We start from the raw sequence: 21,271 nt of genomic DNA on the forward strand, positions 1-21,271 counted from the left end.
GCATCAGATGCTGCTTAGCGAAGACATAAATTCTAGCACCAAAATTTACGCTTCAATTCTTGATGCGGCTCAGTTGATCGATGACCCAGCCTGCGGCGCACTGGCCGAAGGTGGCGGTGACGGCCACTACCGAGCCGTAGCCGTGGCAGTTGAGCGTGCCGTCGCCTTCGATGGCGCAAGAGGCATCGGGCGGGGCGACAGCCTCGCGGCTGAAGACGCAGGCGATGCCGATGCGCTTGCCTTCCTTGGGTGCGCCGTGCTCGCGGCGCAGGCGGTAGCGCAGTTGTGCCAGCAGCGGGTCGTGCGTGGTGGCGCTGAGGTCGTCGATATCGACCTTGTGAGCCAGGCGCTTGCCGCCCGCTGCACCCACCGAGATGAAGCATTGCCGCGTGGCGCGCGCATGAGCGGCCATGGCGGTCTTTGCCTTGACCTGGTCGCAGGCGTCGATGACGGCGTCGGCGCTCGGGGGCAGCAGGCGCAGCCAGTTGTCCGGATCAACGAAGTCGTCGATGCAGTGCACGCGGCAGGCGGGGTTGATCTGGGCGATGCGCTCGCGCATGGCTTCGATCTTGGCCTGGCCCACGGTGGTGGTGAGTGCATGGATCTGGCGGTTGATGTTGGACTCGGCAACATGGTCCATGTCGATCAGGGTGAGTTCACCCACGCCGCTGCGCGCCAGCGCCTCTGCGGTCCAGGAGCCCACGCCGCCGATGCCCACCACGACAACATGCGCGGCGCGAATGCGAGCGGCGCCCGGCACGCCATACAGGCGCTCCAGGCCGCCGAAGCGGCGCTGCAGGTCGGCATCAGAAAAAACAGCGCCTGCTTCAGGCGCTGTCTTGTCTTCTTCCGGGAGGGATGAAGAGCCCGTGTCGTTCATCACTTGAGGCTGGCGAGACGGTTCTTGGCCGCAGCCGTGGCTTCGGCGTTGGGATAGGCCTTGATCAGGTCTTCCAGCGTCTTGCGCGCGCCCTTGGTGTCCTTCATCTCGATCTGGCAGTTGGCGATGGACAGTGCCGCCTCCGGCGCCCGGCCGTGCATGGGGGCTGCTGCCAGCAGCGCGCGGAAGTTGGTGATCGCGTCCTTGTAGTTGCGATTGGCGTACTGCGCGTTGCCCAGCCAAAAGCGTGCCGAGGGCACATAGCCGCTCTTGGGCCACTGGTTCAGGAAGGACGAGAACGCCGTGCCGGCTTCGGCAAAGCTGCCTGCGCGGAACTGTGCCAGGGCGGCTTCGAAGTCGCGTTTCTCTGCCGGGTCGGCCGCGAATTCCTGGCCGTCCACCGTCACCGTGACGGGCTCGAACTGGCGCAGGCGCTCGTCCACGCCCTTGGCAATGTCGCGCTGGCCGCGCTGCAGCTCGGCCACATCGCGCAGCAGCTGCTCGTTCTGGCCGCGCAGCTTGGCTTGCTCGGACTTGAGCTGCTCGATCTGCGACTGCAGTTCGAGCAGGCCACGGCGCGTTTGCGAGCTTTCCTCGGTCATGCGCTGCTGCGACTGCTGCATGCTGTCGACGCGCTGGCGCATTTCCAGGATGGCGCGGCGCGCCTCGTCATCGCCGAACAGTGCGGCATGGCCGCTGGCGGCGTAGCCGGCCATCAGGCCAGCAGCCAGCAGCGTGCGCAGCGCGGTGCGATGCAGGATCGGGGAGCGCTGCATGTTCATCAACGGTAGGACAGTTCAGCGCGGCGGTTTTGCGCGTAGGCGTCTTCGGAATGGCCTTCGGAGGCAGGCTTTTCCTTGCCATAGCTCACGGCTTCCATTTGCGCGTCGCTGACGCCCAGCAGGCCCAGCGAGCGGCGCACAGCTTCGGCGCGCTTTTGGCCCAGGGCCAGGTTGTATTCGCGGCCGCCGCGCTCGTCGGTGTGTCCTTCGATCTGGACCTTGCGAGCGGAAGATGCCTTCAGGAAGCGTGCGTGGGCTTCGATCTGGGGCTGGGCATCGGCCTTGACGACGTAGCTGTCGAAGTCGAAGTAGACGACGCGGCTGACGCCCTGGGGACCTGCCTTGTCGGCGGCCGAGCCGGTCAGGTCCACGCCCGAGATGCCGCTTTGCGAGGTGCTGCCGGTGCCGGCACCGCTGCCCTGGCCCGTGCTGGTGGCGCCCGCGTCGGTGACCGGGGTTTCGTCAAGCTTGACGCCCGAGCTGCAACCTGCCATGAGTGCGGTGACTGCAAGTGCCAGGGAAAGTCGTTTGATGGTGATCATGAAAAATCTCCGTATGTCCGGGTGGACTTCGTGCTGAGTTGACTGGTTGACTGAAAAGAAATCGAGGAAGCCGGATATCACTGGCGCTGGAACGGACCCCAGTCGGGCTCGCGGATGTCACCGCCCTGCCCTGCCAGCCGCGCCTTGATCTTGCCGTCGAGCGTGGTGGTCATCAGGGATTCGCGGCCCTGCTGCAGGGTGGCGTAGACGATCAGGCGGCTGTTCGGGGCGAAGCTGGGGCTTTCGTCGGCCGTGGTGTCGGTGATGGCATTCACTGTGCCGGTGCCCAGGTCCATGACGTGGAGCTTGAAGCCGCCGCCCACGCGCGAGACGTAGGCAAGCCACTTTCCATCGGGGCTGACGCTGGGCGAGATGTTGTAGTTGCCGGTGAAGGTGACGCGTTCCGCACTGCCGCCGGAGGCCGGCACCTTGTAGATCTGCGGAGCACCGCCACGGTCGCTGACGAAGTAGATGGAGCGGCCATCGCTGGAGAAGTTCGGCTCGGTGTCGATGCCGCTGCTTTGCATCAGTCGGCGCGGCTCGCCGCCCTGGGCGCTGATCAGGTACAGCTGCGAGCCGCCATCGCGGCTGAGCGTGACGGCCAGGGAGTTGCCGTCAGGCGACCAGGCCGGTGCGCTGTTGGAGCCCCGGAAGTTGGCAACCAGGCGGCGGCGGCCACTGGCCACATCGTGTACATAGACCACGGGCTTGCGCGACTCGAAGGACACGTAGGCCAGCTGGGTGCCGGTGGGCGACCAGGCGGGCGAGATGATGGGCTCCGGGCTGGACAGGGCCGACTGGGCGTTCTCGCCATCGGCATCGGCCACCCACAGGCGGTAGTTGCTGCCCGCCTTGGTCACGTAGGCGATGCGAGTGGAGAACACGCCCTTCTCGCCCGTGAGTTTTTCGTAGATGTAGTCGGAGATACGGTGGGCCACCAGGCGCAGGTCGCCGGTGGTGACGGCAAAGCCCTGGCCGCCCAGATCCTGGCCCTTGACCACGTCCCAGAGGCGAAAGCGCACGTCGTAGCGGCCATCGGCCAGGCGCGTGATGCTGCCCACGGCCAGCGAGTCAGCGCTCTTTTGGCGCCACATGGCAACGTCGGGGCGCGAGGTTTCGTCCAGCTGGACGCCGGCCGTGTCCACGGCGCGGAATTGACCGCTGCGCTCCAGGTCAGCCTGGATGATGGCCGAGATCTTCTGGGGCGCCTGCCCTTCTCCCTTGAATGCTGCAATGGCGATGGGCAACTGGGTCAGGCCCACGCCCGTCACTTCGACGCGGAACTGGGCCAGCGCGGGAATTGCGGGGGTTGAGGCGAGAGCGGCCAGCAGGGTTCGGCGCGAAGTGCGCGGCACGGCCGCCAGGGAGGAGGGAGAAAGGAGTCGGTCAATAGTCATTGGCATTCATCAATATCTACGGGAAGACCCCGGTACTTGCACAGGTGCGAATGTTACACACACTGGATGCGTCACGATGTAAGAACGTGCACTGTAGGGTCTGTCGGCCCAGGCTTTCTCGATCCCCGCCAGCCGCATCAGTTCCCCATGAGGCAGCCACAGGCAAGCCCGCCGTAAAATCCGCGCTTCATGCAAGCACCATCCTCACCGCCGCCGGCCCCTGCGCCGTCCGCCGCACCGGCGGCCCTTGATCTCGCCAGCACCCTGACCCTGTCGCAGCGCCTCAAGCGCCTGTCACCCTACTTTGGTGGCCAGCGCCTGGCCTGGACGCTGGCCGTGGCTGCCACGCTGGTGGGCGCGGTCACCGAGCCATTGATCCCTGCCCTGCTGCAGCCGCTGCTGGACAGCGGCTTCACCGACGGCACGCTGCCGCTGTGGTCGGTGCCGCTGGCCATCATCGGCGTGTTCCTGGTGCGGGGCCTGTCGCAGTTCGTGGGCCAGTATGCGCTGGCGCGCATTGCCAACGAGGGCATGCTGGCGCTGCGCAAGCGCCTGTTCGAGCGGCTGCTGGCGGCCGATATGGCGCTGTTCTCGCGCCAGTCGGCCTCATCGCTGTCCAATACCGTGGTCTATGAGGTGCAGACCGGCTCCACGCTGCTGGTGCAGGCCATGCTGGGCATCTCGCGCGACGGTTTCACGCTGGTGGCGTTGCTGGGCTACCTGCTGTATCTGAACTGGCAGCTGACGCTGGTGGTGGCGGCCGTGGTGCCGGGCGTGGCCTGGATCATGAAGACGCTGTCGCGCCGCCTGTACCGCATCACCAAGATCAGCCAGGAGGCCACCGATTCCCTGGCCTATGTGGTGGAAGAGAACGTTCTGGCCCACCGCATGGTGCGCCTGCATGGCGCGCAACAGGGCCAGCAAAAGCGCTTTGGCGGCCTGAGCGGGCAGCTGCGCAAGCTGGCCATCAAGGCCACCATCGCCTCGGCGGCCATGACGCCGCTGACCCAGTTGCTGGCCGCCGCCGCACTGTCGGCCGTGATCTGCATTGCGCTGTGGCAAAGCCGGGGCACGGGCGCTGCTGCGGCCAATGTGCAGGATGTGACGGTGGGCAGCTTTGCGGCCTTCATCACGGCCATGCTGATGCTGATTGCCCCTATCCGACGCCTGGCCGATGTGGCCAACCCCATCACGCGTGGCGTGGCTGCGCTGGAGCGGGGCCTGCATCTGCTGGAGGGCTCGGGCGACGAGACCGGCGGCACGCAGGTGCCCGGCAAGGCGCGTGGCGAGATCGAGTTGCGCGACGTGTCCGTGCAGTTTGGCGAGGACAAGGCACCCGCCCTGAGCCATGTGGACCTGCGCGTGCGCCCGGGCGAGGTGGTGGCCCTGGTCGGCCCCTCTGGCGCGGGCAAGACCACGCTGGTGAACCTGCTGCCACGCTTTTTGCAGCCCACGGGCGGCCAGTTGCTGCTGGACGGCACGCCCCTGCCCGAATGGGATCTGGCCGCGTTGCGCCAGCAGTTCGCCATGGTCAGCCAGGATGTGGTGATGTTCAACGACACCATTGCCGCCAACGTGGCGCTGGGCGGGGTGGGAGACGAGGCCCAGCTGTGGGCCGCGCTGGATGCCGCCAATCTGGGCACCCACGTGCGCGGCCTGTCCAACGGTCTGCAGACGGTGGTGGGCCACAACGCCAGCCAGCTGTCGGGGGGCCAGCGCCAGCGGCTGGCGATTGCACGGGCGCTGTACAAGGATGCGCCCATCCTGATCCTGGACGAGGCCACCTCGGCCCTGGACAACGAATCCGAGCGCCTGGTGCAGGAGGCGCTGACGCGGCTGATGCAGGGCCGCACGACCCTGGTCATCGCACACAGGCTCTCGACCATCGAGCATGCCGACCGCGTGGTGGTGATGGAGCGCGGCCGCATTGCCGAGCAGGGAACACATGCCGAGCTGCTGGCGCGGGACGGCCTGTACGCCCGATTGAGCAGGAATCACACAACCTGAGCTGGACAGCGGCGGCACCGGCAGTGCCACTCGCCTGGCTTGCTGCTACCAGCTTCCGCGCGAAGGCTGGGTCTTGCGTTCGGCCTTGATGGCCTTGGTGAGCTTGTCCACCATGTACTGGCGGTCCACCTGCCGGGCAAAGTCGGCGGCGGTGAAGCCGCGCTGGTTGCGAAGGATGACGTCGGCGCCCTCCTTGATCAGCAGGTCCACCACGGCTTCGCTGCTGTATTGGGCGGCCAGCATCAGCGGCGTGGTGCCGTTGGGCGAGTCGGCGTCGATGTAGGCGCTGTTGTCCAGCAGCAGCTTGACGATGTCCAGCGTCTTGGGCAGGTCGGCCGAGGTGGCGTAGTGCAGCGGTGTCCAGCCGGGGCGGTTGACATCGGCGCCCCGGCGTATGAGTTCCTTTGCCAGGTCAAGGTGGCCCTTGATGCAGGCCATCATCAGCGGCGTTTCGCCCTGCTGGGAGGCTTCGTTGACCTTGATGCCCGGGGATTTGAGCAGCACGTCGAAGACACCCAGCGAGCCTTGGTGCAAGGCGGCCACCAGGCCCGGGCGGCCACGCGTGTCGCGGGTGTTGGGGTCGAAGCCGCGAAAGATCAGGTTGACCATGGCGCGCTCGTTGTCGCTGATGATGGCGCGCACGTAATCGTCGTACTGGCTGGCATGCGCCAGCCCGCCGCTGGCTGCGGCCAGGGCCACCACGGCCTGGCCGGCCTGGGCCAGCCAGTGGCGCCGGTCCACGCCCACGCGGCCACTGGCCGCAGCATTCAGTCGCATGCGACAACCCCCTTGAACAGCTGGTCGAAGTTGGCACTGGTCAGGGCCGCCACGTCCTCCACGGCCATGCCGCGCACCTGCGCAATCTGCTGTGCCACGTAAGGCACGTAGGACGGATTATTGGTCTTGCCGCGATAGGGAACGGGCGCCAGGTAGGGGCTGTCGGTCTCGATCAGCAGGCGGTCGGCCGGCACGAAGGCGGCCACGTCGCGCAGGTGCTGGGCGTTCTTGAAGGTAACGATGCCCGACATGGAGATGTAGTAGCCCAGGTCCAGCGCCGCACGCGCGACCTCCATGGTCTCGGTGAAGCAGTGGAACACGCCGCCAGCCTGGCCTGCCGAGCCGTCCTCGCCTTCTTCGCGCAGGATGGCCAGCGTGTCATCAGAGGCGCTGCGCGTGTGGATGACCAGGGGCTTTTGTGTCTGGCGTGCCGCGCGGATGTGCACGCGAAAGCGCTCGCGCTGCCATTCCAGGTCGGCAATGGTGCGCCCGCCCTTGCGGTCTTCCATGCCGTAGTAGTCCAGGCCCGTTTCGCCGATGGCCACCACGCGCGCCAGGGCGGCGCGCTCGACCAGGTCGGCCACGCTGGGCTCGGTCATGTGTTCCGTATCGGGGTGCACGCCCACCGTGGCCCAGAAATTGTCGTGGTCCAGTGCCAGCTGGTGCACATCGCCGAATTCCTCCATCGTGGTGCAGATGCACAGCGCACGCGTGACGCGCGCGGCCGCCATGGCCTCGCGGATCTCGGGCAGGCGGCTTTGCAGCTCGGGGAAATTCAGATGGCAGTGGGAATCGGTAAACATGGAATCTCGTGGTTCAGAAACAGGCATGCCGACCGGAGAGCATTTCCTCCGTGTCGGCATGCGGGCAGAGGCAGGCGCAGGACTCAGACCGTCTGCGTGGCCTTGTCCGAGGCCAGGGCCGAGCCCAGGATGTTCTCGATCTTGGCCTTGAGCTCGGCGGACTTCTCGTCCTTGGGGAACTGTATGCCTATGCCCTGCGTGCGGTTGCCCGAGGCGCGCGCGGGCGTGATCCACGCCACGCGGCCGGCCACGGGGTAGCGCTGGGGTTCGTCGGGCAGGGTCAGCAGCACGTAGACATCATCGCCAAGACGGTACTCACGCTGCGTGGGCACGAAAACGCCCCCTTCGGCGAACATGGGAATGTAGGCGGCGTACAGCGCGGCCTTTTCCTTGATCGCCAGTTGCATCACGCTGGGACGGGGTGTGGTGGGTGCGGTGCTCATGGATGGTTTGCAGACATTGGTTCGGTGAGCGGCCGGCGCGATCGGCACCGGGCCCAGGGCAGTAGGTTAACAGGACGGGCTTTCATGTGGCGAAAAGCACCCAGCTGCGCTGCTGCACTGCCGCCACGCCCCCTCCCCGCGCCTCATCCCCGGCGCTGGCGGGCAGGCTGGCCGGACATGAGCACGCGCCGGGCCTCGGCGGCCAGGGCCTCGGTCATGAGTCCGGCGTTGAAGGGGTGGTCCGCCGTGCGCGCAGCCTGGGCCAGGGCGCGTGACCATTCGGCCAGCAGGCCCATGTCCAGCGGCCGCGAAGGCAGGTCGGCCGGCGTGAAGTAGCGCGGCGCGGCGCCTGCGGCCAGGGCCATCAGGTCGTGGCAGATCTTCTGCAAGGCCTCCACGGCATGGGGCGGAGCATAGGCGGCCAGGGCCGCTACATCGCCCTTGGCCAGCGCACGCGGCAACTGGGACCATGCGGCCATGTCCTTGCCGCCACCGCTGTGCGCCAATGCCAGCGCGTCGCCGGGCCGCCCGCCTGCGGCGCGCAGCGCCACGGCGGCAGCTTCCGGGGCCACGCCCTGCCCCTGCAGCCAGTCCAGGGCCTCTTGCTGATCGGGCCAGGCCATGGTGTGGGTCAGGCAACGGCTGCGGATGGTGGGCAGCAGCTGGTGGGCCGCCTCGCTGGCCAGCACGAAGCGGGCATCGCCCGGCGGCTCCTCCAGCGTCTTGAGCAGCGCATTGGCCGTGATGGCGTTCATCTGCTCGGCCGGATAGACCAGCACGGCCTTGCCGCGCCCGCGCGCGCTGGTGCGCTGGCAGAACTCCACGGCATCACGCATGGCCTCGACACGGATTTCCTTGCTGGGCTTGCGTTTCTTGTCGTCGATATCGGCCTGGGCCTTCTCGGGCAGTGGCCAGCCCAGCGCCATCATCTGCACCTCGGGCATGAGCACGCACAGATCGGCATGGGCGCGCACGTCGATGGCGTGGCAGCTGCCGCAGTGGCCGCAGGCCCCCTGGGGCGACGGCGACTCGCACAGCCAGGCGCGCACCAGCGACAGCGACAGCGCGTACTGGCCCAGGCCGGAAGGCCCCTGCAGCAGCCAGGCGTGGCCGCGCTGGGCCAGCAGGCGCGTGCGTTGCCCGGCGATCCAGGCGGTGTCGGTCTCGGCCGGTTGTGGCAGGGCCTCGCTCATGCCGCACCTGCCTGTCCACCGACCATGATGGCCAGCCAGCCCCGGCGCACCATGACCTGGGTGATCTGCTGCCAGACCGCATGCCGGCTGGCGTTGGAGTCGATGCGCGCAAAGCGCTGGGGCGCGGCGGCAGCGCGCGCCTCATAGCCCTGGGCCACGCGTGCGAAAAAGCTGCCGGGCTCGGACTCGAAGCGGTCCGGGACACGGGCCGAGGCAAGGCGCTCGGCGGCCACCTCGGCGGGCAGGTCGAACCAGAGCGTCAGGTGGGGCTCGCGCAGCAGATCGGGCTGGGGGGCGGTGCCCGTCTGCACCATGCGCTCCAGCGTGGCCAGCGGCTGCAGGTCGAAGCCCCGGCCCGCGCCCTGGTAGGCAAAGGTGGCATCGGTGAAGCGGTCGCAGAGCACGACTTCGCCGCGTGCCAGCGCGGGCTCGATCACCTGCACCAGATGGTCGCGTCGCGCGGCAAAGGCGATCAGGGCCTCGGTCAGCGGGTCCATGGCGTCGTGCAGCATCAGCGCGCGCAGCTTTTCGGCCAGCGGCGTGCCGCCGGGCTCGCGGGTGAGCGTCACCGTGCGGCCCTGGTCACGGAAAGCCTGGGCCAGCGACGCGATGTGCGAGGACTTGCCGGCGCCATCGATGCCTTCGAAGCTGATGAACAGGCCGGCGGGAGTTGCAGTGGTCATATGGAAAGAGAGGATACGCAAGCGCTGCGCAAAGCGCAGCAGCCCTGGGGGAATATCTCAGGGCTTTTGCTCAGGGCTTTGCTGGCCGCGCTGGTAGCGGTTCACGGCGCGGTTGTGCTCGTCCAGCGAGGCACTGAAATGGCTGGTGCCGTCACCACGCGCCACAAAATACAGCGCCTTGGTCTGTCCGGGCTGCACGGCGGCCATGAGGGCGGCCTTGCCGGGCATGGCGATGGGCGTGGGCGGCAGGCCCGCGCGGGTGTAGGTGTTCCAGGGAGTATCGGTCTGCAGGTCGCGGCGGCGCAGGTTGCCGTCGAATTTCTCGCCCAGGCCGTAGATCACGGTGGGATCGGTCTGCAGCAGCATGCCGATGCGCAGGCGGTTGCTGAAGACACCGGCAATCTGTGCGCGGTCGGCCGCGCGGCCGGTTTCCTTCTCGACGATGCTGGCCAGGATCAGCGCTTCGTCGGGCGTCTTGAGCGGCGTGTCGGCCGAGCGCAGCGCCCAGACATCGGCCAGGCGCCGGTCCATGGCGTGCAGGGCGCGGCGCAGCACGGCCAGGTCGGAGCTGCCCTTGGCATAGGTATAGGTATCGGGGAAGAAGCGGCCCTCGGGCGCCACGCCCGCGCGGCCCAGGGCCTGCATGAGGGCAGCGTCGTCCATGCCTGCGCTTTCCTGGCGCAGGAATTCCTCGCGGGCCAGGGCAGCGCGCACCTGGCGCCAGTTCCAGCCCTCGACCAGGGTCAACGCCTTGAGCGATTCCTCGCCACGTGCGAGTTTTTGCAGCAGCACATAGGGGGTCAGGCCCGTGGTCAGCTCATAGTTGCCGGCCTTGATCTGCCGGTCCTGCCCCGAGACGCGGAACCAGGCGTACAGCAGCCGCGCATCGGTCTGCACGCCGGCCTTGACCACTTCGCGGGCCACGCCACGCGGCGTGGTGCCGGGCTCGACTTCCAGCTCCAGCGTGGGCTGGGCCAGCGGCAGCGGCTGGTTCAGCCACCACCAGCCGGCACCGGCCAGCACGGCGGCCAGCACCAGCAACATCATCAAAGCGCGAAAGATAAAGCGCACAACCTCGGTCCAAGCAAGCAATAGAGCGGCTGATCATAATTCAGCCATGACCCAGCCTTTACTGAACGGCATTGCTTCCGTTTCCCATCTCGGCGTGATACGCGCCCTCGGCGAAGACGCCGCCCAGTTCCTGCATGGACAGCTGACCAACGACTTCGCGCTGCTGGATCTGCAGCATGCGCGTCTTTCGGCGTTCTGCACGGCCAAGGGCCGCATGCTGGCCAGCTTCATCGGCTTCAAGCGCAGCAAGGACGAGATCCTGCTGCTGTGCGACCGCAGCCTGCTGGCGCCCACGCTCAAGCGCCTGTCCATGTTCGTGCTGCGCGCCAAGTGCAAGCTCAGCGACGCCACGGCCGAATTCACGCTGCACGGGCTGGCTGGCGATGCCGCCGCGCAGGCCCTGGGCCCGGCAGCCGTGCCCTGGACCAAGACCGATGACGGCGACGCCAGCCTGATCGCCTTGTACCCGGCCGCCGGCCAGCCGCGCGCCCTGCGCGTGGCGCCCGTGGGCGCGCCCCTGCCCGAAGGCCCTGCACTCAGCGAGGCCGACTGGCTCTGGAGCGAAGTCGCCAGCGGCATTGCCACGCTGTCTGCGCCTGTGGTGGATGCCTTTGTGCCGCAGATGCTCAACTACGAATCGGTGGAAGGCGTGAATTTCAAGAAGGGCTGCTACCCAGGCCAGGAGGTGGTGGCCCGCAGCCAGTTCCGGGGCACGCTCAAGCGCCGCGCCTACCTTGCCCATGCACAGCAGCCGCTGGCCACCGGCATGGAGGTCTTCACGCCCGAGGACCTGGAGCAGGCCACCGGCACCGTGGTCCAGGCCGCCCCAGCGCCCGGCGGCGGCTGGGACGCCATCGTCTCCATGCAGACCAGCTCGGCCGACCAGCCCCTGCTGGCCCACGCCGCACTGGGCGAAGGCCAGCGCGCCGATGCCGCACAGGCCTTGGCGCTGCAGCTCAAGCCCCTGCCCTACGCGTTGCGCGAGGACATTTGAGATTTGAGCCTTGCACCGCCTGAGCTGCCTGCAGCTCAGGCGGTGAGCGCTTTCCTCATGGTGATGTGGGGGATGCCGGCCTCTTCATAGGGCTCGCCTTCCGGCGTGAAGCCCGCGCGCAGGTAGAACGACTCGGCATGGCGCTGCGCATGCAGCACGACTTCGCGGTCGCCGCGCTGGCGCGAGGCTTCGACCAGGCTGTCCAGCACGATGCGGCCCCAGCGGCCGCCGCGCACGCTGCGGTCCACGGCCATGCGGCCGATCCTGCCCGCGCCGGGGCTGTCGCTGACCAGGCGGCCGGTGGCGATCGGCTGGCCCAGGCCGTTGTAGACCACGGCGTGGCGGGCCACGGGGTCGAACTCGTCGATCTCGATCTCGCGCGGCACGCCCTGCTCGTGCACGAACACGGCCAGGCGCAGGCGCTCAGCGTCGCGGCCCAGGTCGTTCCAGCTGCCCGATGCCACGCGCACCACGCTCTGGCCGGCCTCATAGGCCGTGAGCACGTCGCGCAGCTGCTGCGGCACGGGCAGCGGCTGGCGCGTGGTGGCATCGGCGAACACATAGACCAGTTCCACGGTATTGAGCAGTTCCATGCCCCGGAAGATGCCGGCCTCGAACAACAGCGAGGTATTGCCCTGCCTGGCACAACGTATGCCCACATGCAGCACGTCGCCCAGCGTGGCCGATGCGTGGTAGGTGGTGGTGGCCTTCTTGACGAACAGCTCGCCGCCCAGGGCCGCGAAGGACGATTCATAGGGCAGGCCCAGCTGGCGCCAGTAGTCGGTGACGGCCACGTCGGCGTACATCAGGTAGTGGGCGTTGAAGACGATCTTCTGGGCGTCCACTTCGGACCAGCGCACTTCGATGCGTTGCAGCGTGCGGAAATCTTGGCGTTGCATGGGGGTGTTTCTCTCCTGTTGTCTTGGGGTGTCTTGGTGTGTTTTTGGTGCGTCTTGGCCTTCAGGCCGCGAAGGCGTCGCTCAAGGCGCGCGCCATGTCGGCATGTGCACGGCGCGCTTCGGCAATGGCACGGCCCATCTTGACGAATTCATGGGTCACGCCCCGGTAGATCTCCAGGTCCACGGGCACGCCCGACATGCGCAGCTTGTCGGCGTATTCCACGCCCTCATCCACCAGCGGGTCGCATTCGGCCAGGCCTATCCAGGCCGGGGCCACGCCGTCCACATCGGGGGCCAGCAGCGGGGCAAAGCGCCAGTCCTCTCGGTCGGCGGGGCTGTTGAGGTACTGGGCGAAGAACCAGGTGATGGCCGGCTCGTCGATCACCAGCCCGTGCGCGAAGCGGCGGTGCGAGTCGGTGTCCTGGTTCGCCGTCGTGCCCGGGTAGATCAGCAGTTGCAGGGCCAGCTTGAGGCCGGTGTCGCGCGCATGGATGGCGCAGGCTGCGGCCAGCGTGCCGCCCGCGCTGTCGCCGCCCACGGCCAGGCGCGCAGGGTCGGCGCCCAGCGAGGCCGCCTGCGCGGCCAGCCACTGCAGCGCGTCCCAGGCGTCGTTGTGGGCCGTGGGGAATTTGTGCTCTGGCGCGCGCCGATAGTCCAGCGAGACCACCATGGCGCCCGACAGATGGGCCAGCTGGCGGCACAGCACGTCGTGCGTGGCCACGCTGCCCACGGTGAAGCCGCCGCCATGCAGGTACAGCAGCACGGGCAGGCCCGTGGCCGGCGCCTGGCTGCGCTCCACGGGCGCATAGAGCCGAGCGGGCAGCAAGGCGCCATCGCGCGCGGGAATCTGCAGATCCTCCACACGCGGCAGAACCGGCTTGGGAATTTCGAGCACGCCGGCCCCCGCCTCGTAGGCGGCACGTGCGCCCTCGGCGCCCAGCTGGTGCAGGGGCGTGCGCGCGGCGCGCTCCATGCGGCGCAGCACATCGCGCATCTGGTGGGTCAGGGACGCCGGCAGCGGCGTGGCGTGGGAGGAGGATTCAGTCTGGGGCACGTTCAGGAGCACGTTCAGGGACAGGTTCGGTAGCGACTATCGGGCAAGGCAATTCGGTGGGGCCGGCCAGGTGCGACCGGCGAGGTGCGGCCGACCAGGCACGGCAGGCGCAGCGCAGCAGGCATTGTGCCGCGAGCACAAGGCCCTGGCAGCCATGCGATGGCAGCGCATGCCCGCGCTGTCGCCCCCGTGACCGCCGCAGCGCCCTCTCAGGGTTTGCTTTGTTTGCAGTGCAGCACGCGCGGTCTAGATTCGGCGCACTCCCCCTGATCCCCACCATGGGCCGCAACGGCCCGCAACGAGTCACCGACCATGGCCTTCATCAACTACGTCACCCAGATCCAGTTTGACTTCGGCGCCGTGCGCCTGTTGCGCCAGGAGTGCGAGCGCGTGGGCATCACGCGGCCGCTGATCGTCACCGACCAGGGCGTCAAGGCCGCTGGCGTGCTGCAAAAGGCGCTGGATGCGCTGGGCGGCATGCCGCATGCGGTGTTCGACCAGACGCCCTCCAACCCCACCGAGGCCGCCGTGCGCGCGGCCGCTGCGATCTACCAGGAGCAGCGCTGCGACGGCCTGATCGCCGTGGGCGGCGGCAGCGCCATCGACTGCGCCAAGGGCGTGGCGATTGCGGCCACACACGAAGGGCCGCTGTCGCACTACGCCACCATCGAGGGAGGCTCGCCGCGCATCAGCGAGCGCGTGGCCCCGCTGATCGCCGTGCCCACCACCAGCGGCACGGGCAGCGAGGTGGCTCGCGGCGCCATCATCATCGTGGACGACCACCGCAAGCTGGGCTTTCACAGCTGGCACCTGGTGCCCCGTGCCGCCATCTGCGACCCGGAACTGACCTACGGCCTGCCCGCCATGCTGACGGCCGCAACGGGCATGGACGCCATCGCCCATTGCATGGAGACCTTCATGGCAGCGGCCTTCAACCCGCCTGCCGACGGCATTGCGCTCGATGGCCTCACGCGCGGCTGGGCCCACATCGAACGCGCCACGCGCAACGGCCAGGACGCCGAGGCGCGCCGCCAGCTGATGAGCGCCAGCATGCAGGGCGCCATGGCCTTCCAGAAGGGTCTGGGCTGCGTGCACAGCCTCAGCCACAGCCTGGGAGGCGTGAACCCGCGCCTGCACCATGGCACGCTGAACGCCATGTTCCTGCCCGCCGTGGTGCGCTTCAATGCCGAGGCCGAGAGCGTGCGCGCCGAACAGCGCCTGCAGCGCATGGCCCACGCCATGGGCCTGGACTCGGGCAGCGACATTCCCGAAGCCATACGCGACATGAACGCCCGCCTGGGCCTGCCCACGGGCCTGGCGGCCATGGGTGTGGAGCGCGCGCAGTTCGCGGCCGTGATCGGCGGCGCGCTCAAGGACCATTGCCACGGCACGAACCCGCGCCTGGCCAGCGCCGACGACTACGAGCAGATGCTGGCCACCTCGCTGTAAGCGGGACTCAGCCGCCAGCACTCGGTTGGGGTGTTGTCGATGGTGACGACGATGGTGGCTGGGGTGTCGTTTGGGATGTCAATTGCGCCGAAGTTTGTGCAGGAGTCTGCACCGGAGCCGGTGCAGCGCCAGCTTCCATCATCCGGCGCACCTCCACGTTCTGCATCAACTGCTCGGCCATGACGCCCAGCAGTTCCAGATCGGCCGCCGAGACCTCGCGCGGCGCGTCGTCCATGATGCAAAAGCTGCCCAGCACCGTGCCGTGGCGGTTCTTGAGCGGCACGCCCGCGTAAAAGCGCAGCCGCATCGCCTGCAACGCGGGGTTGCCGGCAAATCGGGGGTCGCGCGCGGCGTCATGCACCACCAGGGCGTCACCGCCATGGACCACGTAGGAGCAGATGGACTGCGCACGCGGCATGCCGGCGGAAGCCGGGTCGCCCTGGTCCGCCACCAGCAGGCTGCCGGGCGTGTGCACGCGGTCGGAATCGACCCATGAGACCTGGGCCCATTTCACATCGAAGGCATTGGCGGCCTGCTGGGCTGCCTCGTGGTACAGCGACGGCAGGCCGGGCCCGAGCACGCCGCTGTCGTGCAGCTGGCGCACGCGCTGCTCATCGTCATCGGGAATGGGCGCGGCCAGGCCCTGGCCTGCCGCGTCAGGCAGGCGCAAGGCGTCCACCCACAACTGCAGCTCGCGCAGGCCGGACACGCAGGCGGCGGCGCCGCAGCGGCGCGCGAACTCGGGGTCGGACACCACGGCCGGCGCATTCCACAGCGCCAGCACCACGCGCAGGTGCGGCCAATGGCGGCGCACGCGGCGCATCAGTTGGCGCACCACGGTCTGGGGCTGGGTGCTGAAGACGGACAGCACCAGCAATTGCGCCTCGGCCAGGGCCTGCGCTCCTGCGTGGCCTTGCGGCAGGCCGCCCTGCCCCGGTCCCAGCTGGCGCCATTGCGGGTCGGCGGCCAGGGCCCAGTCCGAGCAGCTGACCACGTGGCCGCGCAGCGCCTCGCTGTGCGCCACCATGGCGGCGGCCAGGGCATCGACCTCCCAGCGCGCGCCCACGCAATGGATGCGCAGGGCGCGCGTGGCCAGGGCCGCGGCGGGCGCCGGATGGCTTTCGCGCAGTTCCTCGATCAGGGCATCCATGCCGCTGGACAGGCGCAGCCGGTGTTCGGCCGTGGCCGATTCCAGGTGCTGCTGCGTGGCCAGGCGCAGTGCGGGGATGGCCACCTCGTCATAGAAACCGGCCACCGCTGCCGAGCGTTCGTCCGCCGAGGCGCGCGCCGGCAGCCTTGCGTCCACCAGTTCATGCGCCAGCGTCACCGCGTCTTCCACGTCGTCGGCCAGCAGGCGCTGGTACAGGCGCTGGGCCGGCCCCAGCACGGGCGAGCTGCCCAGCAGCACTTCCATGAATTGCAGCGCCGGGATGTAGCGCCCCAGCACCAGCAGGCAGACCGTCAACGGGGTGGACAGGATCAGCCCTATCGGCCCCCACAGCGCCGTCCAGAAGGTGGCCGACACGATGATGGACAGCGTGGACAGGCCCGTGCTGCTGCCATACAGCCAGGGCTCGATCAGGTTGTTGCTGATCAGCTCCAGCGCCATGATCAGGCCCAGCGTCATCAGCAGCATCTGCCAGCCCGGGTCCACGGCAAAGGCCAGCGCCAGCGGGAAGGCGGCCGAGATCATGGCCCCCACATAGGGCACGAAACGCATGATGGCCGCCAGCACGCCCCAGAGAATGGCGCCCGGCACGCCAATGAACCACAGCCCCGCCGCCATGGGCAGTCCGTAGGTGATGTTGACGACGAACTGCATGCGCAGGTACTTGCCTATGCGCTGCGAGGCCTCGTCCAGCGCGTCGGTGGCCACGTGCAGGTTGCCGCCCATCAGGCGCAGCAACCGGTCGCGCAGGTCATCGCGGTCCAGCAGGATGAGGATCACGAACAGCAGCACGATGCCGGCCATGGTCACGGGCTCGGCCACGCGGCCCAGCCACTGCAGCATGCGCGCCGTGGGCTTTTGCTCGGGCGACTGGATCTCCACCTTCTGCACGCGGGGCGTGGTGGCGCCACGCGATATCTCGCGCTCCACGGTGTCATAGGTGCGCAGCGCGCCGTCCCAGGCGCTGGGCATGTTGGCGTTCCTGCGCAGGCTGCGCAGCTTGTCGCGGATGGTGTTCTGGTAGGTGGGCAGATCGGCGCTGAGCTGCTGCACCTGGCTGCCCAGATAGGTACCCATTCCCGCCAGCGTCGCCAGGGCCATGACCACCACCAGCAGCGTGGCCGCCATGCGCGGCATGCCCCAGCGCTTGAGCCGGGAAACGGCCGGATCCAGCAAAAAACCGAACAGCAGCGCCAGCGCCAGCGGAATCAGCAGGCCCTGGCCGAAATACAGGCCGGCGATGACGATGCTGGCCACCAGCAGCCCGGTGAGCAGGCGCAGCGCAGGCACCATGTCGGCCAGCTGTGCCAGGCCCGGCAGGGCCGAACGCACGCTGCGCGCGAAATCAGCATGGGTGGCGGAATTCGCGGCTGCATTGGCAGCATTGGCGCCTTCGGCGGCTGCAGGAAGGGCCTGCCGTGAAGGCGACGGCGCAGGGTCGGAATGTGGGTTCATGGAAACGGGATGTCAGGGCTTGGATGCAGGTATGGATACTGCCTCACATCCGCATATCGGGGGATTGCACAGCGCGCCGCAGGGCTGCCCTGTCAGCGGGCACCGCAATTGCCGGAACGCCGTTGCCGCCGGCGCATCGGCCCGATCACCAGCGCACACGCACCACGGTCCCCCCACCGGCCCGCGGCAGGATGTCCAGCACAGCCCCGATGGCATGGGCGCGGCGATGCATGCCTGCCAGGCCCATGCCCTGCAGGCCAGGCGGGGTGGCACCCTGCGCAGGGCCAGGGTCAGGGCCAGGGTCGGACGGCAGGCCGCAGCCGTCATCTTCCACGCGCAGTTCCCAGTGCAATGCACGCCGGGCATCGCGGCCAGGGCTTGCAGCATCTGCACGATCCACCGGCTCCAGCACCAGCCACAGCGTGGTGGCGCGCGCATGCTGCAGCGCATTGCTCACGGCCTCCTGGGCGATGGCCAGCAACTGCTGGGACGGCTGGCCACGCGGCAAGTCTGGCAGGTCTGGTAGGTCGGGCAGGTCTGGCACCCCGCGCAGCCCGGCGGCGGCATGCGGATCGGCCACGCTCCAGCAGATGCGCATGCCGCGCCGGTCCAGCACGGGCTGCAGCCGGTGGCGCAGGCGCGCCAGCCGCACGGGCAAGGCGTCTTCCATGGCGTCCATGGCATCCACCATGAGCCGCAGGTCCAGCAAGGCCTGCTCCAGCAGTTCCTGCGCCTGGCGCTGGCGGGTCTCGCGCGGGTCCAGCAAGGCCATGGCATGCACCAGCAGCCCGCCCACGCCGTCGTGCAGGTCGGCGGCAATGCGCCGGCGCTCGGCCTGCACTTCGCGCGAGGGCCGGGGACTGCGCCGGCGCCGCCACAGCAGCAGCCTGTGCAGTCGCCAGGTGCCCATGGCGCACAGCAGCGCCGTGGATACCAGCAGGGCCAGGCTGACCAGGCTCAGCCACGGCGGGGCCTGGGCGCCCGCCTGCCAGAGCCAGGCGCACAGGCCCAGCATCTGCAGCAGGCCCAGGGCCAGGCAGATGGCCAGCGTGCGAAGGGGATCTTTCATGGCCAAGCCGTGCCAGGCGCGGCCGCCATGGCCCGGGCGGCGGCAGGCCGCTGCGGGCAGGACGCCGCCCCAGGATCAGAACAGGCCGCGCAGCGATGCAAAGCGCACCGCCTGGGCGCGTGTGCGCACCTGCAGCTTGCGGTAGATGTTCTTGATGTGCGTGTTGACCGTCATGGCGCTGATCATCAGGCGCGAGCCGATCTCGGCGCTGGTGTAGCCGCTGGCCACCATGCGCAGCACCTCGCGCTCGCGGGTGGACAGGCGGTCTGCCTCGTCGGGCGTGCGGCGCTTGGGCTCGGCCCCCTGGGTCTTGTCGAAGCGCTGCAGCAACCTGCGCGCCAGGCTGGGGGTGACGGATGCGCCGCCATTGGCCACCTGCAGCACGGCCTGCGGATAGTTGCCGAACCAGGAGTTCTTGACGAGGTAGCCCGTGGCGCCCAGCTCGAAGGCGCGCAGCACCTGTTCGTCGTTTTCCATCACGGAGATGATGACGGCCTCGGCCGTGGGCCGCACGGTCTTCATCATGTCCAGCAGCTCGAAGCCCTCGCCGTCACCCAGGTTCAGATCCACCAGCATCACGTCGAATTCATGCTGGCGGATGGCCTTGCGCCCATCACGCACGCTGCCGGCCTGGGCCACGACCAGGGTGCGCGGGTCGTTCATGATTTCCTGCGCAATGACCATGCGGATATGGGCATCGTCGTCCACCAGGAGCACCCGCACGGGCTTGTCGGGCTGGCCCGCCAGGTAGTCGGGCCACATGGCAGAGCTCAGACCTGTGCCCAGCATGCCCTGGGCGCGAGGGGACTCGGCGATCAGGGGACGGGCATCGGCGGGAACGTCGGATGGATTCATGCTGCTCTCCTCAAATGTCACGCCATGTATATGACGCAACCGATCACAGACTTGCCTTTCCACATTAAGAGAAATCGCAACCGATATCCACAATCTTTGACGAAGTTTGTGAAAGATTGCGTAGATTACAAATTAACACTTTTGTGTGAGGAATCGACTACGGAGTTTCCTGAGCGCCGGTCCGGCAGATCTTGCGGATCCAGACACCGCGCACCACGCCTTCAATCCCGCCCTGTGACAAGGGCCGATCCTGCCTTTGCTGCCGCCGCCGGCCTCTGGTGCGTGCACTTCGATACACCAGGTTGCCCAAAAGCCCCCGCACCCGCCGAGACGGCGACCCCAAGCAAAGCTGCAACCGTAAATTTTCTGTCGTTACACCTTGAAACTACCCAGATCCATTCATTGCGCACGGCTGCCGCTTTAACGCGATGCAGCCTGCCTGCAAACGGCTTGGGTGGGTAAGTACCCGGCAAGTGGATCAGCGCTCATGGCTACCCCGGACAAGAGATGGAATGGACGGATCTCCCCGAGCACATTGGAGTCCAGACAACGAGCAGGGGTCCAGGGAGACAAAGCCGGAAACCTCCGCAAAGTGTCTGCAAAACGGGTGCTTACACACCTCTTCCTGATAGTCCGATTCTTCATCAAGGAGCCATCATGAAATCGCTTGCAATTCTTTCCCTGAGCTTGATCGCAACAGCTGCCATGGCAGGCCCCATGGGTGGTGGCGGTGGCGGCGGTGGCGGCGGCGGCAGCAGCAGCTCCCAGATCGAAATCAATGGCCCCAGCGTTCAGGTCACCCTGCTGAACAGGAGCGGCGTGCTGAACGTGGCAACGGGTGGTGGCAAGGCCTCCCAGAACCTGGCCAGCAATGCAGGCAACGTGACCATCGATCGCAGTGGCAGCTCGCTGCAAGTCGTCGCAGCCACCGGCAGCGGCATCCTGAACAAGGCCGATGGCTATAGCGCAGTGGCCGTCAACAACCTGGCCTCCAACTATGGCGAAGTGGACGTGAAGAGCACTTCGATCCAGGTGGTGGCTGCCAAGAACTCCGGCATCATCAACTACGCCGGCAACGGTTCCATGGCAGTGCAGAACATCTCCAGCAACAACGGCTGCGTGACCTGCTACAACAACCACTGAGCCTGGCTGCCGGACGAAGGAAACTGCCGGGCGGCCCCAGGCCACCCGGCGGCACCTTCCCGGCGAAGACCCAGCTCACCGCACCAGGAGAGCCCACCATGCACACCGCCGCCCATCTCTGTTCGGCTGCCCTATTGGCCTGGCTCGCCCTCGGAGCGAACCCCCTTCATGCAGCGGCCCCCGGCGAAGACCCGGTGGTGCTGAACAAGCCCGTCGACTACCTCAGGCTGCCCACGGCCAAGCAGCCGACATCGTCGGGGCTGGACACCGTCACCGACATCCCCATCAATGTCAAGGCCAAGATCGCGCGCTACGAAGCCATGTCCATGACCAATGCGCCCGGTATCTCCACCGAGGCGAACGTGGTGACCACGACCACGACGAGCAGCACGGGCATGCAGCGCACCTGCACCCAGGACCTGGCCAGCAACACCAACGCCAGCGCATTCAACCGCTATGGGCCCCAGACCAAGGACCAGATCGTGGTCCTCAAGGGCGACCTGGTCAACGTCTGCCGCTAGCGCGACACAGGGCGGCCAGCCTTCGGGCCGCCCACCATTTATCGATCCCCCCATTTCCGGCGCCGACGCCCGTGCGCGCCTGTGCC

20 protein-coding genes are annotated in these 21,271 nt (G+C 67.9%); 5 read left to right on the forward strand and 15 right to left on the reverse strand.

Going from position 1 to position 21,271, the window contains the following annotated elements:
• Positions 1 to 52 precede the first annotated feature (52 nt).
• The 4 genes from ACUTR7_RS03830 to tolB form a co-directional block, all read right to left on the reverse strand.
• On the reverse strand, positions 53 to 880 hold the full coding sequence (locus ACUTR7_RS03830) for a tRNA threonylcarbamoyladenosine dehydratase (protein ID WP_445608178.1): 828 nt from the start codon (positions 878 to 880) through the stop codon (positions 53 to 55).
• Positions 880 to 1,662 carry a tol-pal system protein YbgF gene (gene ybgF / locus ACUTR7_RS03835; RefSeq protein ID WP_012205234.1) on the reverse strand — a complete coding sequence of 261 codons (783 nt, stop codon included), beginning with the start codon at positions 1,660 to 1,662 and terminating at the stop codon, positions 880 to 882. The genes ACUTR7_RS03830 and ybgF overlap by 1 nt, the downstream gene beginning before the upstream one ends.
• Positions 1,662 to 2,204 carry a peptidoglycan-associated lipoprotein Pal gene (pal, locus tag ACUTR7_RS03840; protein WP_013802696.1) on the reverse strand — a complete coding sequence of 181 codons (543 nt, stop codon included), beginning with the start codon at positions 2,202 to 2,204 and terminating at the stop codon, positions 1,662 to 1,664. Before pal ends, ybgF begins: the two co-directional genes overlap by 1 nt.
• Positions 2,205 to 2,281: 77 nt before the next feature.
• Complete coding sequence (tolB, locus tag ACUTR7_RS03845) at positions 2,282 to 3,601, reverse strand: Tol-Pal system beta propeller repeat protein TolB (RefSeq protein WP_013802697.1); 1,320 nt, start codon at positions 3,599 to 3,601, stop codon at positions 2,282 to 2,284.
• Positions 3,602 to 3,790: 189 nt separating this feature from the next.
• On the opposite strand from tolB, the gene msbA reads away from it, so the two are divergent.
• Positions 3,791 to 5,608, forward strand: a complete 1,818-nt coding sequence (gene msbA, locus ACUTR7_RS03850) for a lipid A export permease/ATP-binding protein MsbA (protein ID WP_445608179.1) — start codon at positions 3,791 to 3,793, stop codon at positions 5,606 to 5,608.
• Between the two features lie 45 nt (positions 5,609 to 5,653).
• Here msbA and ACUTR7_RS03855 read toward each other — a convergent pair whose 3' ends face one another.
• The 6 genes from ACUTR7_RS03855 to mltG form a co-directional block, all read right to left on the reverse strand.
• Positions 5,654 to 6,385 carry an ankyrin repeat domain-containing protein gene (locus tag ACUTR7_RS03855; RefSeq protein WP_013802699.1) on the reverse strand — a complete coding sequence of 244 codons (732 nt, stop codon included), beginning with the start codon at positions 6,383 to 6,385 and terminating at the stop codon, positions 5,654 to 5,656.
• Positions 6,376 to 7,188, reverse strand: a complete 813-nt coding sequence (locus tag ACUTR7_RS03860; RefSeq protein ID WP_034392844.1) for a TatD family hydrolase — start codon at positions 7,186 to 7,188, stop codon at positions 6,376 to 6,378. The genes ACUTR7_RS03855 and ACUTR7_RS03860 overlap by 10 nt, the downstream gene beginning before the upstream one ends.
• Before the next feature lie 83 nt (positions 7,189 to 7,271).
• Positions 7,272 to 7,631: a PilZ domain-containing protein gene (locus tag ACUTR7_RS03865; protein ID WP_012205228.1), complete on the reverse strand. Its 360-nt coding sequence runs from the start codon at positions 7,629 to 7,631 to the stop codon at positions 7,272 to 7,274.
• A gap of 143 nt (positions 7,632 to 7,774) precedes the next feature.
• Entirely contained in the window at positions 7,775 to 8,824 is a 1,050-nt protein-coding gene (locus tag ACUTR7_RS03870; RefSeq protein WP_123691283.1) for a DNA polymerase III subunit delta', read from the reverse strand.
• The gene (gene tmk / locus ACUTR7_RS03875) at positions 8,821 to 9,507 is read right to left on the reverse strand and encodes a dTMP kinase (RefSeq protein WP_445608180.1); all 687 of its coding nucleotides are present in this window, start codon (positions 9,505 to 9,507) and stop codon (positions 8,821 to 8,823) included. The genes ACUTR7_RS03870 and tmk overlap by 4 nt, the downstream gene beginning before the upstream one ends.
• Positions 9,508 to 9,564: 57 nt before the next feature.
• Complete coding sequence (mltG, locus tag ACUTR7_RS03880; protein WP_307838075.1) at positions 9,565 to 10,578, reverse strand: endolytic transglycosylase MltG; 1,014 nt, start codon at positions 10,576 to 10,578, stop codon at positions 9,565 to 9,567.
• A 46-nt stretch (positions 10,579 to 10,624) separates the two neighbouring features.
• Here mltG and ygfZ point away from each other — a divergent pair, with 46 nt between their 5' ends.
• Positions 10,625 to 11,572, forward strand: a complete 948-nt coding sequence (gene ygfZ / locus ACUTR7_RS03885) for a CAF17-like 4Fe-4S cluster assembly/insertion protein YgfZ (protein ID WP_096916099.1) — start codon at positions 10,625 to 10,627, stop codon at positions 11,570 to 11,572.
• Positions 11,573 to 11,607: 35 nt separating this feature from the next.
• Here the strand turns inward: ygfZ and ACUTR7_RS03890 are convergent, their stop codons facing one another.
• Both ACUTR7_RS03890 and ACUTR7_RS03895 read right to left on the reverse strand, forming a co-directional pair.
• On the reverse strand, positions 11,608 to 12,471 hold the full coding sequence (locus tag ACUTR7_RS03890) for a YbgC/FadM family acyl-CoA thioesterase (RefSeq protein ID WP_043820894.1): 864 nt from the start codon (positions 12,469 to 12,471) through the stop codon (positions 11,608 to 11,610).
• Positions 12,472 to 12,532: 61 nt separating this feature from the next.
• Positions 12,533 to 13,537, reverse strand: a complete 1,005-nt coding sequence (locus ACUTR7_RS03895; RefSeq protein ID WP_043820892.1) for an alpha/beta hydrolase — start codon at positions 13,535 to 13,537, stop codon at positions 12,533 to 12,535.
• 300 nt (positions 13,538 to 13,837) lie between these two features.
• Here ACUTR7_RS03895 and ACUTR7_RS03900 point away from each other — a divergent pair, with 300 nt between their 5' ends.
• Positions 13,838 to 14,974 carry an iron-containing alcohol dehydrogenase gene (locus tag ACUTR7_RS03900; RefSeq protein ID WP_012205221.1) on the forward strand — a complete coding sequence of 379 codons (1,137 nt, stop codon included), beginning with the start codon at positions 13,838 to 13,840 and terminating at the stop codon, positions 14,972 to 14,974.
• A gap of 7 nt (positions 14,975 to 14,981) precedes the next feature.
• Here the strand turns inward: ACUTR7_RS03900 and ACUTR7_RS03905 are convergent, their stop codons facing one another.
• From ACUTR7_RS03905 to ACUTR7_RS03915, 3 genes are all read right to left on the reverse strand, one after another.
• Positions 14,982 to 17,597, reverse strand: a complete 2,616-nt coding sequence (locus tag ACUTR7_RS03905) for an AI-2E family transporter (RefSeq protein ID WP_445608181.1) — start codon at positions 17,595 to 17,597, stop codon at positions 14,982 to 14,984.
• Positions 17,598 to 17,742: 145 nt separating this feature from the next.
• Positions 17,743 to 18,666 (reverse strand): sensor histidine kinase, encoded by a 924-nt coding sequence (locus ACUTR7_RS03910; RefSeq protein WP_445608182.1) that lies wholly within the window; start codon positions 18,664 to 18,666, stop codon positions 17,743 to 17,745.
• Between the two features lie 75 nt (positions 18,667 to 18,741).
• Positions 18,742 to 19,521 (reverse strand): LuxR C-terminal-related transcriptional regulator, encoded by a 780-nt coding sequence (locus ACUTR7_RS03915; RefSeq protein WP_012205218.1) that lies wholly within the window; start codon positions 19,519 to 19,521, stop codon positions 18,742 to 18,744.
• A 657-nt stretch (positions 19,522 to 20,178) separates the two neighbouring features.
• On the opposite strand from ACUTR7_RS03915, the gene ACUTR7_RS03920 reads away from it, so the two are divergent.
• Both ACUTR7_RS03920 and ACUTR7_RS03925 read left to right on the forward strand, forming a co-directional pair.
• Positions 20,179 to 20,664 (forward strand): hypothetical protein, encoded by a 486-nt coding sequence (locus ACUTR7_RS03920; RefSeq protein WP_239971066.1) that lies wholly within the window; start codon positions 20,179 to 20,181, stop codon positions 20,662 to 20,664.
• Positions 20,665 to 20,861: 197 nt separating this feature from the next.
• The gene (locus tag ACUTR7_RS03925) at positions 20,862 to 21,185 is read left to right on the forward strand and encodes a hypothetical protein (RefSeq protein WP_224985943.1); all 324 of its coding nucleotides are present in this window, start codon (positions 20,862 to 20,864) and stop codon (positions 21,183 to 21,185) included.
• The last annotated feature ends 86 nt before the right edge of the window (positions 21,186 to 21,271 follow it).

The sequence above is a fragment of the Delftia sp. NA_296.1 genome, from assembly GCF_052692095.1.

What these genes read in the sequence shown, in the direction of transcription:
- ACUTR7_RS03905 (WP_445608181.1), bottom strand. Translation starts at nt 17,597, where the DNA reads ATGAACCCACATTCCGACCCTGCGCCGTCGCCTTCACGGCAGGCCCTT.
- ACUTR7_RS03915 (WP_012205218.1), bottom strand. Translation starts at nt 19,521, where the DNA reads ATGAATCCATCCGACGTTCCCGCCGATGCCCGTCCCCTGATCGCCGAG.
- ACUTR7_RS03855 (WP_013802699.1), bottom strand. Translation starts at nt 6,385, where the DNA reads ATGCGACTGAATGCTGCGGCCAGTGGCCGCGTGGGCGTGGACCGGCGC.
- ygfZ (WP_096916099.1), top strand. Translation starts at nt 10,625, where the DNA reads ATGACCCAGCCTTTACTGAACGGCATTGCTTCCGTTTCCCATCTCGGC.
- ybgF (WP_012205234.1), bottom strand. Translation starts at nt 1,662, where the DNA reads ATGAACATGCAGCGCTCCCCGATCCTGCATCGCACCGCGCTGCGCACG.
- msbA (WP_445608179.1), top strand. Translation starts at nt 3,791, where the DNA reads ATGCAAGCACCATCCTCACCGCCGCCGGCCCCTGCGCCGTCCGCCGCA.
- ACUTR7_RS03860 (WP_034392844.1), bottom strand. Translation starts at nt 7,188, where the DNA reads ATGTTTACCGATTCCCACTGCCATCTGAATTTCCCCGAGCTGCAAAGC.
- ACUTR7_RS03920 (WP_239971066.1), top strand. Translation starts at nt 20,179, where the DNA reads ATGAAATCGCTTGCAATTCTTTCCCTGAGCTTGATCGCAACAGCTGCC.
- tmk (WP_445608180.1), bottom strand. Translation starts at nt 9,507, where the DNA reads ATGACCACTGCAACTCCCGCCGGCCTGTTCATCAGCTTCGAAGGCATC.
- ACUTR7_RS03890 (WP_043820894.1), bottom strand. Translation starts at nt 12,471, where the DNA reads ATGCAACGCCAAGATTTCCGCACGCTGCAACGCATCGAAGTGCGCTGG.
- ACUTR7_RS03830 (WP_445608178.1), bottom strand. Translation starts at nt 880, where the DNA reads ATGAACGACACGGGCTCTTCATCCCTCCCGGAAGAAGACAAGACAGCG.
- ACUTR7_RS03865 (WP_012205228.1), bottom strand. Translation starts at nt 7,631, where the DNA reads ATGAGCACCGCACCCACCACACCCCGTCCCAGCGTGATGCAACTGGCG.
- pal (WP_013802696.1), bottom strand. Translation starts at nt 2,204, where the DNA reads ATGATCACCATCAAACGACTTTCCCTGGCACTTGCAGTCACCGCACTC.
- ACUTR7_RS03870 (WP_123691283.1), bottom strand. Translation starts at nt 8,824, where the DNA reads ATGAGCGAGGCCCTGCCACAACCGGCCGAGACCGACACCGCCTGGATC.
- tolB (WP_013802697.1), bottom strand. Translation starts at nt 3,601, where the DNA reads ATGACTATTGACCGACTCCTTTCTCCCTCCTCCCTGGCGGCCGTGCCG.
- ACUTR7_RS03900 (WP_012205221.1), top strand. Translation starts at nt 13,838, where the DNA reads ATGGCCTTCATCAACTACGTCACCCAGATCCAGTTTGACTTCGGCGCC.
- ACUTR7_RS03910 (WP_445608182.1), bottom strand. Translation starts at nt 18,666, where the DNA reads ATGAAAGATCCCCTTCGCACGCTGGCCATCTGCCTGGCCCTGGGCCTG.